The following is a 13576-nucleotide window of genomic DNA, read 5'->3' as shown; positions in this document are numbered from 1 at the left end:
CACATGCCGGCGCGGGAACGGTCCGCTGGCAATCTTCTCTGTCTTCGAGCCTACAGTCCGCCCTCGCAGAGAGACGAGGAGCCACCCCGGCGAACGCCGGATTGCAACCGGACCGACGTGCCGTTAGGCAGCTATCTCGCGGTAGCCGGCGTCGTTGCTGTCCAGGTCACCTGTGGCGCCGGCATGGAAGGCCCGCCCGCCCAGCACCAGGGCATAGACCCAGTATGCCGCGAGAACGAGCGTACCGATCAGTACCTTGGCCCACACAGGAAGCGGGCTCGGCGTCACGAAAGCCTCAACGAGTCCGGAAACGAACAAGACGATCACCAGCCCCAGAGCCACGGTGATCAGCGCGCGCCCCTCGTCCGCGACGGCCTGCATCCTGCGGCGCGGGCCAGGTGAAACCATGGCCCAAAAAATGCGCAGACCGCCCGCGGACGCGATGAACACGGCGGTTAGCTCCATGAGGCCGTGCGGGAGGATGTAGCTGAAAAACACGTCCATCTTGCCGGTGGCGGCAAACACGCCAGCAGCGATCCCTACGCCCTGGGCGTTGGAGAACAGCATGTATGGCACCCAGAAGCCGGTGATGCCCAAAGCTACGGACTGCGCCCCGATCCAAGCATTGTTGGTCCAGACTGCCCCGGCGAAGGACGCAGCGGGGTTCTCCGAATAGTAGCCAACGAAGTCTTGGTCGACGTATTGCTTCACGGCACTGCTGCTTCCCAGGGCCCTCAACGCCTCTGGCGATGTCCCGATCCACAGCGTGTACCCAGCAGCCACAAGGCAAAAGAAGACCCCGCACCACACCGTCAGCCAGCGCAACCGGTAGAACGCGGCGGGCAAGGACACAACGAAAAAACGCACGAGGTCTTCCATGAAATTCGATCTCGCCCCGGTGAATCGGGTGCGGGCCTGGGCCAGGGCCGCCGAGAGGGACGCGGACAGCGCGCTCTCCGGGGCCACGGATCGGATGAGGGACAGGTGTGATGACACCACTTGGTACAACCGCAAGAGCTCGTCGGCTTCGCTGCCGTCAAGGCGCCGTTTGTGCGCGAGCTCGTGCAAGCGGGACCATTTGGTCCCGTTCACGGCGGAGAAGGCGTCCATGTCCACGGCACTACCCTAGTGCCAACGCTTCCAAAGCAGTGCCAACACTTCCAAAGCAGTGCCAACGCTTCCAAAGCAGTGCCAACGTCCACAGCAACCTCTGCTACGCAGCTGTCTCCACGGCTAGACTCGATCCAGCGGGAGCCGACCGGTCCCGCCTACATCGTCGGAGTGCGTGGCAGTTTTCGGGGGACGGCTTGAGTTCGATCATTACTGGTGAGGCCGTGGTCCTTGAACTGCGGCCGGCATCGTTCGGGGCGAGGGCCCTCGGGCTCATGCTCGATGTCGTGGTGCATGTCCTGCTGCTTTTCGGTTTGCTGATTCTACTGAGCGTGGCGGCTCCGGATGTGGACGTGGCCGCGGGCCGCGCGATGGCCTTGTCCAGCGTGGTGCTGTGCCTCGTGGTCCTCCCCGTTGCGGTGGAAACGCTGAGCCGCGGCCGCTCGCTGGGCAAGCTGGCTACCGGGCTCAGGATCGTGCGCGACGACGGCGGATCCATCCGTTTCCGGCACGCGGTGATCCGCGGGTTGATCGGTTTCCTGGAGATCTACGCGACATTCGGCGGATTGGCCATTGCCGTGGCCCTGTTCAACGACAAGTCGAAGAGGCTTGGAGACGTCGTGGCAGGAACTTATTCGCTCAGGCAGCGGGTTCCCGCCGAGCGCAAGATCCTCCCCTACGCGCCGCCCCACCTGCAGTCCTGGGTGGGAATCGCGGATATCGGCAGGGTGCCGGACGGCACGGCGCGGCGCGCCTCACAATTCATCCAGCAGGCGTCCCGGATGGCCCCGGAATCACGCACCAGGCTGGCTGGAGCCCTCGCCACCGAACTGGCAGCGTACGTCGCCCCACCGCCGCCGCCCGGGACGACGCCGGAAGACTATTTGCACGCAGTGTTGTGCGAACGGCGGAACCGGGACCTGGAACGATTGCGCCGCGCAGAGCATCGCAGCGCAATAGTTGGCGCTCGACTCAACAGGCTCCCGTTCACGCGCTAGGCGAGCGGCCGACGTCGAACGCTTCCGACGGCGCTCAGCGCTTCGCGTAACTGGCCCAGGGAATGTTCCAGTCGCCGAAGCCTTCAAGGGGCTCCACTGCCGGCGCGCCGGTGTTGAGGACCTGCACCACATCCCCCGTTCGCATGTTGTTGAAGAACCAGGCGGCGTCAGCGGGGAGCAAGCCGACGCACCCGTGCGAGACGTTGTACGCGCCAACAGCTCCGTAGGCTGAGGGAAGGGCCTGGTGCACATAGACACCCGAGTTAGTGAGCCGGTTGGCGTGCTCCACGACGAGCGGCGCGTAGTAGCCCTTGTCGCCGGGTTTGAGCCCGATGCTGCCCGCGTTGAACTTTGAGTGCCGTTCTTGCTCCATGATCACGGCGAAGCCGGTAGGCGAGAGCCAGTCCGGGCTGCCAAGGGTGACCGGAGCCGTTTTGACGAGTGCGCCGTCGATAAACACGCTCATGGTCTTGGTAGTGTCGTCCACCACCGCTATCCGCTGCGGACCCGTCCTGAAGGTGGCCTTGACGTTGGAGTTGCCGATCATGCCGTTGCCGAAATCCGTGCCGAACAGTGGCATGTCAACGGACACGCTCATGTTGGCCGCCCAGAATTCCTCCGGGCGAATGCGCACTTTCCGGTCCGAATACCAGCGCCAGGCCACGTCCTGGCCTGAGGAAACGCTGATCCTGACAGCCTTTTCCATGGCTGCTTTGTCAGCCACTGGCTCGCTGAAGTTGATTTCGATGGGCTGACCGGAACCCATGGTGGACCCGTCGCGGGGAAACACTGCGGCGTCGGCCTCGTTGGGTGTGGACACCGTGGTGAAGGTCTGGGTCTTCCGGGTCTCCCGGCCGGCGCGGTCAACAACCGTAAACCCGTAACGGTACTCGGTGTTGAACTCCAGGGGCTGCAGGGTGGACCAGGTGCTGCCATCAGCGCTGATGGTTCCCTTGACGGTTGTGCCGCCTTTGACCGGTACCAGTTCAACGTCCCTTAGCGTGCCGTGCACAGCCTTGACGGAAGGCCCGACGGCGGGGTTCACTTCGCGGGCACCATCCAGTGGCATGATGCCCAGTTCCACCGCCTTGACGACGGCGGAAGCCAATCCGGCGTCGGTGCGCTGTGGTGATCCCGATTCGGACTCCACGACTGTGCCGAGCCACGCAGGCGCGGTGGCTGCACCGATACCTCCGGCCGCAACGCCAGCACAAATCCCGATGACTCCGAGAATTTTCCCGGTCTTGCGTTTCCCTTGACGCGCCATAGCAACTCCACATCCCCCGGCAGAAGGCCAGTCCCCAAGACCGACCCGTCAATTCTAGCGGGACGAGTGGTGCGCTCCGGGCAGTGCTGCCGGCGTCGAGCTATCGTTTGGCGTACTGTGCCCAGGGGATGTTCCAGTCGCCAAAACCGTCGTCGTAGTTGGCGTAGTCTCCCTCGGTGTTGACCACTTGGACGACGTCTCCGGTGCCCATGTTGTCGAATACCCATTTCGCCCCGTCCGGCCCCAGACCGATGCAACCATGAGAGAGGTTCGTGACGCCGACATACGGCATGGCCGTGTCCGTGGCCTGGTGGATGAACTCCCCGCTGGGCGTCAGTCGCGTCGCGTAGTTGACGTCAAGTTGTCCGTAGTAGGCGGGATCCCCCGGCTTGAGGCCGATGGTGGAGGCGTCCATGTGCTCCACCCGGTACTTTTCCATGAGCACCAAGTAGCCGCGCGCTGAAGGGAACCTGGTGTCGCCCATGGTGTCCGGCCACTGGCCAACCTGCTGATCGTTGACGCTGACCGTGAACGTGTGGGCAACCGCGTCAGCTACGGCAACCTTCTTGTCTCCGATCTTGAACGAGTCCGTTTTGTTGAAGTTGCCGATCTGCCCGTTGCCGAAGTCCACCCCGAACAGCTTGAGATCCACTGTCACGGTGCTGTTCGCCGCCCAGAAGTTCTCCGGCCGGTAGCGCACCATGGTGTCGCTGAACCAGTGGAAAGCCCCGACTTGGCCTGACGTGGACGTGACCTTGATGGCCTTCTCGACGGCGGCCTTGTTGACCACGGGCTCACTGAAAGTGATCTGGAGTGGCTGCGCCACGCCTACTTTGGACCCGTCCAGGGGGTACATCGCGGCGTCGGCCTCGTTCTGGGTGGAAACCGTCGCGAACGACTGGGTTTTCGACGTGGCGCGGCCAGCCGAATCCGCCACCGTGTAGTTGAAAGTGTATGAAGTGTTGAATTCGAGGGGCGTAGTGGCGGTCCAGCTAAGGCCATCCGGGGTCAACGCGCCCTCAATGGTCTTTCCCTTGGTGCTCGTCAAGGAGACCCGGTCGAGGGTTCCGTCCTTGACGGCGATGGTGACCGGGGCAGCGGGGTTCACCTGTTTGGCTCCGCTCGCAGGTGAGGCAACCACCGTGGCGGGCTTCACGACGGGCAGCACGGCACCCGCCTCGCTGCGTTCACCGGACGATCCTTCGGACTCGATCGCTGCGCTGGCCGCATGCGGTGCCACCGCAGCGAAAGTGCCGCTGAATGCGGCAATGAGGCAGACAACCACGATCCAGGCCACCTTCCGGAACCTGGTTCGCTTCGCGTCCACGGGCCCCGGGTCGGCATGCTCGAAAGCGTCCCAGTGCTCAGAAGCGTCCGTGTGCCCGCTGTCAGAATTAAGACCCATGTTTGATTTCTCCAAGAAACTCACGCCCCCCAATAAACTCACGCCTCACAGCCGCATCCTAAGGGGCGTGGCTTGATATTGGCTGGGAGCCCGCCGGTCAGCTCGCTCCCAGCCGATGTCCTCAGTACCGGTAGTGTTCGGGCTTGTACGGCCCGGCAACGTCAAGATCCAGGTACTCGGCCTGTTCCTTGCTGAGCTCGGTCAATTCCACTCCCAAGGCGTCCAAATGGAGACGTGCGACCTTCTCGTCGAGGATCTTCGGCAGCACGTAAACCTCGTTCGAGTATTCACGCTCGCCTTCGGGCTGGTCCTTCTTGGTCCATAGCTCGATTTGGGCGATTGTCTGGTTAGCGAAGGAATTGCTCATGACGAACGACGGGTGGCCGGTCGCGTTGCCAAGGTTCAGGAGGCGTCCTTCGGAGAGGACGATGATCGACCGCTCGTCCCGGCCATCCGCAGCGGGGAAAACCCATTCGTGCACCTGCGGCTTGATTTCGACCTTCTGGACACCCGGAACCTTTGCCAGTCCGGCCATGTCGATCTCGTTGTCGAAGTGGCCGATGTTGCCCACAATCGCCTTGTTCTTCATGCGGAGCATGTCGGAGGCCATGATGACGTCCTTGTTGCCCGTAGTGGTGACGAAGATGTCGCCTCGTTCCAGCACCGATTCCAACTTGGCTACCTGGTAGCCGTCCATGGCTGCCTGCAGTGCGCAGATGGGGTCGATCTCGGTCACGATGACGCGTGAACCCTGGCCACGGAGTGCCTCGGCGGCGCCCTTGCCGACGTCGCCATAGCCGCAGACGACGGCGACCTTGCCGCCCATGAGGACATCCGTTGCACGGTTGATGCCATCCGGCAGGGAGTGGCGGATTCCGTACTTGTTGTCGAATTTGCTCTTCGTCACGGAGTCGTTGACGTTGATGGCCGGGAAGAGCAGCTTGCCCTGCTCAGCGAGTTGGTAGAGGCGATGTACGCCTGTGGTGGTTTCCTCGCTCACGCCACGGATGCCGGCGGCGATCCGGGTCCACTTCTTCGGGTCGGCGGCAAGGCTCTTGCGCAGTACATCCAGGATGAGTGCGTACTCTTCTGGATCGCTTTCCGTGGCGGTCGGCACCGTACCAGCGGCTTCGAACTCGACGCCCTTGTGGACCAGCAGCGTGGCGTCGCCGCCGTCGTCGAGGATCATGTTGGGGCCCAACTCCGGGTTGGAGTCCGCGCCGGGCCAGCTGAGGATCTGTTCCGCGGTCCACCAGTATTCCTCGAGGGTCTCGCCTTTCCAGGCGAACACGGGAACCCCTTGGGGATCCTCGGCAGTCCCCTTGCCGACCACGACGGCGGCAGCAGCCTCGTCCTGCGTGGAGAAGATGTTGCACGAGGCCCAGCGGACCTCGGCGCCGAGGGCGGTCAGCGTCTCGATGAGAACCGCGGTCTGCACTGTCATGTGCAGGGAGCCGGCAATGCGTGCTCCTTTGAGCGGCTGGCTCGGACCGAACTCGGCGCGCAACGACATGAGGCCCGGCATTTCGTGCTCGGCCAAGCGGATCTGGTGGCGCCCGGCTTCGGCCAGGGAGATGTCGGCAACCTTGTAGTCGAAAGTCATGGAAGTCCTTAGAAGTACCGAATGGTTGAAGTCAGGTGGGGCTTAGGCGCGGCGGGGTCCGTCGTGCTGGTCCGAGGCAGCGGCGTTGGCGGCGGCCAGCAGCTCCGGAGGCAGCAGCAAGGGGATCCCGTCCTGGATGGCGTAGCGGACCTTTTCACCCGAGGCGGCCGCCGTCGTCGAGACAAGTTCCTCACCGTCCTGCTCCAGCGGGGACCCCGTGACTGGGCAACGCAGGATGGACAACAATTCAGGACTGACCTTTGGCATGGTTGAAGCTCCCTGGATGGCACCATCACAGGCGCCGCTTTGGACTGATATGCAGCTTCCAGAGTACAACCCGGCGGCGCAGCGGACGTTGTCATGAAGTTCCGTCACTAACCCCGGCAGCGGCACACGGAGTCAGACACCGTTCGCTCGTCCCGGACCCGAAGGAGTTCAGGAAGGATCGCGCAGGATGCGCAAGTGGCGCCGCGTTGTTCCCTCGGCAGCGGCTGGTCCATCAAAGGAGGCGCGGACGGTGCGCTGTTCCGGCGCCGGGGCCGAGGCCGCTTCGCGTACGGCATTGGCCAGGGCAAGGAGATCGTCCGGTCCGGGCTGAGGCGGCGAGGACGGCATGGCGAGTCGCATGACTTCCCAGCCCCTCGGTACCGTCAGCGATTCAGCATGCTGCGCGCACAGGTCGTAGGAATGGGGCTCGGCATACGTAGCCAATGGACCCAGCACCGCTGTCGATTCGGCGTAGACGTACGTCAAAGTGGCCACCGCGGATTGGCGGCAAGCTGATCTGGAACACTGACGAATTGCACCCACAACATCCCAGATTAGCCGCACTTCGCCGCGACGCGGTGCATTGCCTCTTAGCGGGCATTATGTCGCGTTGGCGCAAGCACGGGTCTAAAGTCGATATATGCAGTCACAGCACCACGTTCCGGGCCTCACAGTCCATTTGTCTGATACCGAGGACAGCCAGGAAACGACGACGGCGGGCACCTCCGTTCGCGGTTTCAGGCAGCGGCGCAGAAACCGCCACGGGCGGGGCTTGCGCGGGGAAATCATGCTTCCCAACGTTCCCGGCTACCGGACGCGTGCGGAAAGGTTTGACGACCTTGTGCTGGATTCCGCCGAACGGCTGCAGGATATGTGGGGCAAACGGCTCGACGGCGTCTCGTTCGCCGTCGACGAGATCCCGCCAAACCTCGAGGAACTGGTAGCCCAAGGCACCGCGGCACCGTTGGGCTCATACACCCCGGCAGCCCACGGCGCAGGACCTGTCATCACCATCTATCGGCGCGTCGTCGAGCACACCACCGGTGGCCGTGAGGACCTCCAGGACTTGGTGCATGACGTCGTCGTCGAATACACCGCCGAGATGCTCGGCGTGCCGCCGGAGACCCTGGACCCTGTCTACCGCCGTCGTTATCAGTAGACCGCTACCCAGCAGGCCGCTATCTGGTAAATCGCCGCTCAGTAACCGAGGGTGACCTGTACCTTTTCGTGGCCTGCCGCGCCATCTTGGATAGGCAGGACCGAGACCCCGGATTGCTCGCCCCGACCAAGCACGAGCGCGCCGTAGGCCGCGTCCCCTGCCGCTGACACGATGTAGCCGGAGATCGCAGCACCGTCGGATTTCTCCGGAACCCCGATGACCGAGGTGGTTCCCCCGGCGATCTCCACCGTTTCCGTTTTGTGCACCTTGCCGTCCGACGTGACCGGCGTGTAGCTGACGGTAGCGCGCCCTGCCGGCACGCCGAAGCTGAGGAAGCGGGTGCCGCCCTGGGGCACCGCCATTACATGCTGGCTGCCCAAACGGACCGCGGCCGGAGACCAGGCAAAGTCGACGGGATCCTCAGCCTTGAGTCCTCGTGTTACGCGCGTGGACGCGGCGAAGGGAACGTCCGAGGTAGCGCTGACTGTGTACATCCCAGCGGGGACGCCCGTGAGAGGCACTTGGGTGACCGAACCCGCTTTGGCAGTCACCGCTCCCCCACCGGGCAGCGCGCGCTGCCCGTTCGGTCCGAACAACTGAACATCGAGTACCGCATCCGCGGGACCGGGGACGGTGATCTGCAGTGCCGGAACGACGTCGGAGAAACCTGTTTTGTCGGCAAGCGACTTCACGGCGGCCGGGTCCTGGAGGTCCACACCGGTCATGACTTGGGAGTCGGCGGCAGCAGCACCCGGGGTGATCAGCTCGACACCGCCGGCCGTCAGGCCACGGAGAACGCTCTGCTGGATACTTGCCGCAACCGGCCCGCCGCTGCTGCGAAGGTGCACCGAGAGCTGGGCTTCGTTCGGGGCCAGTCCCGCCAAATTGATGGAGCGGGTAGTTCCTGGCGAAACCAGCAAGCCACGGCTGTCCGAGGCGTGGATCTGGCCACGGGCACCGTATAGCTCGAGGTTGACGGTAGCCGGTGTGCCCGAAGCATTGCTGATGTTCAAAACCGCTGTTCGTCCCAGTGCGGTGCCGGCGCCCAGAAGCCAGGCATCGTTGCCCGGTTGCTGGCAGGGTGCCGCCGCAAGGCCGCGAAGATCGCCGTCGTTGGCCGTGTAGCTCATCAACCCCGCCATGGCTGCCTTTTGACCGCTGATGGGATCCGCACCCAACACGGTTACATCACCCGCAGGCCGCTGGGCCACGACGCCTGCTTTAAGGACGGGAGGCCCTGGCGCGGGGGTCTCGACGGCGGCAGGAGGCTTGGCAATTTCGGCGATCGCGGACCCGCCCAGGGAGGCGAGGCTGCTTCCGGGAACAGATCCGGCGGCGTCACTGAGCACTACCGCATCCAGGAAACTCTTGGCTGAACGCGAGACGGGGCTGAACTGGGTGTCGGTGCCCTCGGCAGTTCCCTCAGGGAGGCGCGGAGGCGCCGGACAAACGGCGGTTGCCTTGCCCGCAGGGACATCGGCAAGGGACATGTCCAAAGTCCGGCTCCCTGACGGTGCCGGGACTATCGATGCCGCGGAGACCATGCCTGCCCCTGCCGCAAGAAGCACCGCCGCCGAGAGCACGCCCAACACAACGCCCTTGTTCTTGTTCCCGGCCTTGTTGTTCCCGGCTTTGCGTTGGCCGCGTTCCCGTGTCCCCCCGAGGCCCTGCTCCGCGCTGACCCGCCGGGTGGGCGTCCCTGACGTACGGTCTTGGTTGTCAGACACTGCTGTATTCCTTACGGAGAGTTTTTTGTTCCTTCAGGAGGCCGGTCTTCGGCCTGCGGGCGGGCATGGGAATGGCCAGCAAAATGGTCAAACCAATGACTACAGCCTGCAGAATGCCGAGCCAAGGCTCCCAAACGGTGGTGTAACGGATCTCGATCTTCCCGCCTGCAGGCGGCAAGGTGAACGCTTGGGCCCATCCAGAGGTGGTCGGGCTCAGCCGGCGGCCATCCAGCCAAGCGCTCCAGCCGGCATCCGCCCGCTCAGCGAGCACTACAAGGCGGCCATCCCCGCCTGCCGGGATATCACCCGCAGCAGAGGTTCCGAGGGAGGGAAGTAGGGCGACCACAGCGCCCTTGGCATCGACCACCCGGACCCGATGCGCGGTTTCGGCGTCCGCTGCCGCGGCCCGGTTCAACGGCGTGACACGCCACAGCCATCCGGAATCGGTCTTTCCCACAGCCACCAGGCCAGGAACGGAATCTATCCGGCTGGCGGTCAGTTGGGCAGCGCTGTCGGCTGACTTCAGGACAACGAATCCGGCCCCGAGTTGCTCAAGGCTGGGCCGCGGGTCTACGCCGGTTCCCGCGACAATAGTGGCTACTGCGTTCCGAATGGACGCGGTCGCGTCGTCGTCGGCCGCAAGACGTTCCTGCCCTGGCGAACCCATGATGGAACTGGCGGCGGCCACGGTGGAGAGGGAGTCCAAGGTAGTACCGGCCCCACGCATCAGGGATGACGCGTAGCCGCCGTTCTCACCGGCGGTGATGACCAGCGTGCGGGTCTGTTCGGGCCCTTGGCCGTGGTCGACGGCGGTAGCCGGAAGCGTGTTCGGCCCTGCCGGCTGGACCAGGCGCGGGGTGCCGAGGGCACCACTGGCCGACGGCACGGCATCCGCAGTGGCCATGGTGTTCTGTGTTGCCCATACACCCATGCTGGCGAGGGGTCCGGCAATCAGGAGAAGGGTTGTCACAGCAGAGAGGATTCGCACTGCGGCGCGCCTGACCGGCCTGCCATCTTCCGCCTTGGCCGTGAGCTGAAGGAGGTTTTCGGCTCCAATCAGCGCGGCTCCCAACACCGCGAACCCGGCGGCGGAAACTGCCGGCCCGGTGAAGGGTGCTACCAGCATGTTGCCGTTGGAGGCTGTTGCCACGTGGCCGGCGAGCCAGGCCCAGCCCAGTAGCAGGAGGGCACCCGTCCAAAGGAAACGCGTGACGCGTGAGCGCCGTCCGGGCACAAAGAGGGCCGCGACCGATAACAGGAGAACCGGCGCACCAACCAGCACAGCAAGCAACAGCGCCCACGGCACGCCCGACGGGCCAAACAGTGCCAAGCCGGCCAATCCGCCGTCGACATCGAATTTCAGGGGTTGGCCGAGCAACTGCTGCCACAACGGTGCGGCTTCGAACCCGAGCGGGAGGCCCGGGTCGGCCAGCATGGCGCGCGGCCGTTCCAGGACCGAGAGCACATACGGTGCAAAGAGCGCGGCGCTCGGAAGCAATGACCACCAGACGGTCCGCCCGCGCCGCCCGAGGGCGATACCGCAAAAGACAACAAGGAGGGCAACGGGAGGCAGCAGGGATGGCGCAGAGGCCGTCACCACTGCCAGCGCCAGTCCCGCGGCGGCAGCGGCCGTCCAGGAGGGCGTGCCGTTGACGCCCGGCTTCCCCGGCAACAGCTTTGCTGAGCTAGCGCCGGTCAGCTGGAGCTGATTCTGGCGCTGACCCAACGTAGTGCCCCGACCCAGCGCCGATCCCGTGGCGCGCAATAGTGCCAGGACCAGCAGAGGCATCACTACATGGGCCAGGAGGGCCCCTAGCCTTCCTTGGTTCACAGCGACTTGGAGAACCGGCGCACCGGCCCAGACCAGCGCGGCAATGAAGCGGTAACGGCGCAGCGTGGTCAACGCGCCGGCGGCGAACCAGGCACCTAGTCCGGACAGAGGCATGGCCAGCAACAACAGCCACACAATGGCCGTGTTGGAGTCGCCTGCCCCGAGCATCGACACGAGCCACAGTATGTAGGCGAAGGGATCCCCGTGCCCGGGCAGTCCCGCGCCCAAGCTGATCCACCAGCTGGACGCTGACCGCCAGATGTCGGCGGCGGTTGACACCGGCAGCAGTCCGCCGCCGGTCACTCCGCCCGCACCCAGGAGTCCCAGCAAGCCAACGAAGGAAGCTGCCAAGGCAACGAAGCCGGCCGCTACCGCACCTGTACCGATCCACCCTCGCTCATTCGTGGCGAGGGCTGCGAAATCGTCGCCGGCATCGCCGCTCGGCTCCGGAGCCAGGGAATCATGGGTTTCCTGGAAATCGTCTGCACCGATTGCCTCTACGAGGGAGCGGCGGTAGGCCCAAACCTCGCGGCGTGGAGTCTGCAGGCCCTTAATCACGGAGCGCCGCACCCGGCGCGTCCGGGCAGCATTGCTCCTGGCACGCCAAATCGCCCTGGGCCGGCCGAGGGCCGCAAGGGTGGCCCCAAGCTGGGATATTCCGTGGCCCGGCTCCTTGACGAGAATGCTCAAGACCAGCCGCAACAGGCCGCCGAGCAGGGCGCCGATCGCGTGCAATGGAACCTTCCACGGCGAGGCATGCGTGAGCCTCAAATGGACCTGGCTCTTGCGGGCCGCAGCGGGTGTCGCCATGCTGTGGGGCCGTTGCTCGACGTGGAACATGCGTGCTGCCGGGACCAGCACAACCCTGTTGCCCGCAAGCCAGTTGCGCCAGCAGAAATCGACGTCGTCTCCGACGCCCGGCAGCGCCGGGTCAAAGCCGCCCAAATGCTCCCACGCGTCGCGCCGGATCAGCATGCCCGCGGAATTCACGGCGAAAGTATCGGTACGGCCGTCGTACTGGCCCTGGTCGAGTTCGTCGGCCTCGATAAGCGTGAGTCTTTCAGCCCAGCTGCTCGTGGACAGGCCGGCATCAATGAGCCTGCGTTCCGCGTCCCAGGCCAGCTGCTTGCAACCAGCCACCGTCACTGAGGGAGCGCGCTCGACTGCCTGAAGCAGCTCGGCGAGTGCCTCGGGGGCGGGAGCGGCGTCGTCGTGCAGCAGCCAGATCCATTCCGTGGTTCCCGGCTCCTTCGAAGGAGCCGAGCGGGCGAGGCCAGCCATGACGGCCGCGCCGAAGCCTACTTTGGATTCACCTGTGCTGGTGACATTGCCCTCGCCGAGCGCCCGCCGCAGTAACGCTGCGGACTTATCGCGGGAGCCCGTATCAATGCCAATGGCGGCATCTGCCGGACGCGTCTGGTCCAGCAGAGCCGCCAGGGTTCTGGGAAGATAGTTACCGCCGTCATGCGAGACGACGACGGCGGTAACGTGTACTGCCTTGAGAATCAGACCGCTCGCTTCCTCAGCCTGCGGCGCTCACGCTCGGAGAGCCCGCCCCAGATACCAAAACGTTCATCATTGGCGAGTGCGTATTCAAGGCACTGCGACCGTACATTGCACGCACCGCAAACCTTCTTGGCATCCCGCGTGGAGCCCCCCTTTCGGGGAAGAAAGCCTCGGGATCCGTCTGGGCGCACAAGGCGTCCGTCTGCCAACCGAGTTCGCCTTCGTCGTCGAAGTCTCCTTGGCTTGGAAGCCCGATCCACACCGGCTGGGCCGGGTTGTCGAGTGGACGGCGCAACTCCATGGGAGGATCGTCGAGATCGTCCTCCGGATCTACCGGCGCGTCCCCGACGAGAGCCTCGTGCGCAGCAAGAAGGGCTGTTGCCTGGTCTTCCAACGACTCGCGAGTGGTCTCGATATAGCGGTCCGCCGCCTGCGGATCCGCCGGGTCAACGTACCAATCCCCCGGAACCTCCCGCGATCGGTACTTGACCGACGCATATTCCGCGACGACTGCATCTTCCTGGATACGCAACGCTTGCCCCATGGCGTCCCTTCCTGATGTTGCAGCTGCTGCCGTGCTCATTCGGTACTCGGTTATGTACCCGATACTCCCGCAGCGGCGTTCGATATCTAATTACACGCGTGTAACTACCAAGCCGTCAAGCCGCGCCGGGATAATAATCAACTTTCCGTACTAACCGCC

The 13576-nt window shown here is 64.5% G+C and carries 10 protein-coding genes and 1 pseudogene; 2 read left to right on the top strand and 9 right to left on the bottom strand.

From position 1 onward, the window contains the following. Positions 1-123: 123 nt before the first annotated feature. Positions 124-1116, bottom strand: a complete 993-nt coding sequence (locus ACX5I4_RS06225) for a stage II sporulation protein M (protein WP_461835906.1) — start codon at positions 1114-1116, stop codon at positions 124-126. 191 nt (positions 1117-1307) lie between these two features. On the opposite strand from ACX5I4_RS06225, the gene ACX5I4_RS06220 reads away from it, so the two are divergent. Further along, positions 1308-2108, top strand: a complete 801-nt coding sequence (locus tag ACX5I4_RS06220; RefSeq protein WP_461835905.1) for an RDD family protein — start codon at positions 1308-1310, stop codon at positions 2106-2108. A 34-nt stretch (positions 2109-2142) separates the two neighbouring features. Here the strand turns inward: ACX5I4_RS06220 and ACX5I4_RS06215 are convergent, their stop codons facing one another. From ACX5I4_RS06215 to ACX5I4_RS06195, 5 genes are all read right to left on the bottom strand, one after another. After that, a complete protein-coding gene (locus ACX5I4_RS06215) occupies positions 2143-3375 on the bottom strand; it encodes a L,D-transpeptidase (RefSeq protein ID WP_461835904.1) in 1233 nt (410 codons plus the stop codon). A 100-nt stretch (positions 3376-3475) separates the two neighbouring features. Beyond that, entirely contained in the window at positions 3476-4780 is a 1305-nt protein-coding gene (locus tag ACX5I4_RS06210; RefSeq protein WP_461835903.1) for a L,D-transpeptidase, read from the bottom strand. A 121-nt stretch (positions 4781-4901) separates the two neighbouring features. Next, entirely contained in the window at positions 4902-6383 is a 1482-nt protein-coding gene (gene ahcY / locus ACX5I4_RS06205; RefSeq protein WP_461835902.1) for an adenosylhomocysteinase, read from the bottom strand. A gap of 42 nt (positions 6384-6425) precedes the next feature. Then, positions 6426-6650: a Trm112 family protein gene (locus ACX5I4_RS06200; RefSeq protein WP_461835901.1), complete on the bottom strand. Its 225-nt coding sequence runs from the start codon at positions 6648-6650 to the stop codon at positions 6426-6428. A gap of 168 nt (positions 6651-6818) precedes the next feature. After that, complete coding sequence (locus ACX5I4_RS06195) at positions 6819-7193, bottom strand: DUF3499 domain-containing protein (protein WP_461835900.1); 375 nt, start codon at positions 7191-7193, stop codon at positions 6819-6821. Between the two features lie 97 nt (positions 7194-7290). Here ACX5I4_RS06195 and ACX5I4_RS06190 point away from each other — a divergent pair, with 97 nt between their 5' ends. After that, positions 7291-7809: a metallopeptidase family protein gene (locus ACX5I4_RS06190; protein ID WP_461835899.1), complete on the top strand. Its 519-nt coding sequence runs from the start codon at positions 7291-7293 to the stop codon at positions 7807-7809. 38 nt (positions 7810-7847) lie between these two features. Here ACX5I4_RS06190 and ACX5I4_RS06185 read toward each other — a convergent pair whose 3' ends face one another. The 3 genes and pseudogenes from ACX5I4_RS06185 to ACX5I4_RS06175 all read right to left on the bottom strand — a co-directional run bounded on the left by ACX5I4_RS06185 (position 7848) and on the right by ACX5I4_RS06175 (position 13417). Then, on the bottom strand, positions 7848-9536 hold the full coding sequence (locus ACX5I4_RS06185; RefSeq protein WP_461835898.1) for a DUF5719 family protein: 1689 nt from the start codon (positions 9534-9536) through the stop codon (positions 7848-7850). Then, on the bottom strand, positions 9529-12873 hold the full coding sequence (locus ACX5I4_RS06180) for a glycosyltransferase (RefSeq protein WP_461838664.1): 3345 nt from the start codon (positions 12871-12873) through the stop codon (positions 9529-9531). Before ACX5I4_RS06180 ends, ACX5I4_RS06185 begins: the two co-directional genes overlap by 8 nt. Continuing rightward, a pseudogene (locus ACX5I4_RS06175) lies at positions 12873-13417 on the bottom strand (WhiB family transcriptional regulator). Before ACX5I4_RS06175 ends, ACX5I4_RS06180 begins: the two are co-directional and overlap by 1 nt. Positions 13418-13576: the final 159 nt, after the last annotated feature.

Source organism: Arthrobacter sp. MMS24-S77 (assembly GCF_054888235.1).
The sequence above is the reverse complement of the archived record's forward strand: the minus strand, read 5'-3'. Positions and strand labels throughout refer to the sequence as shown.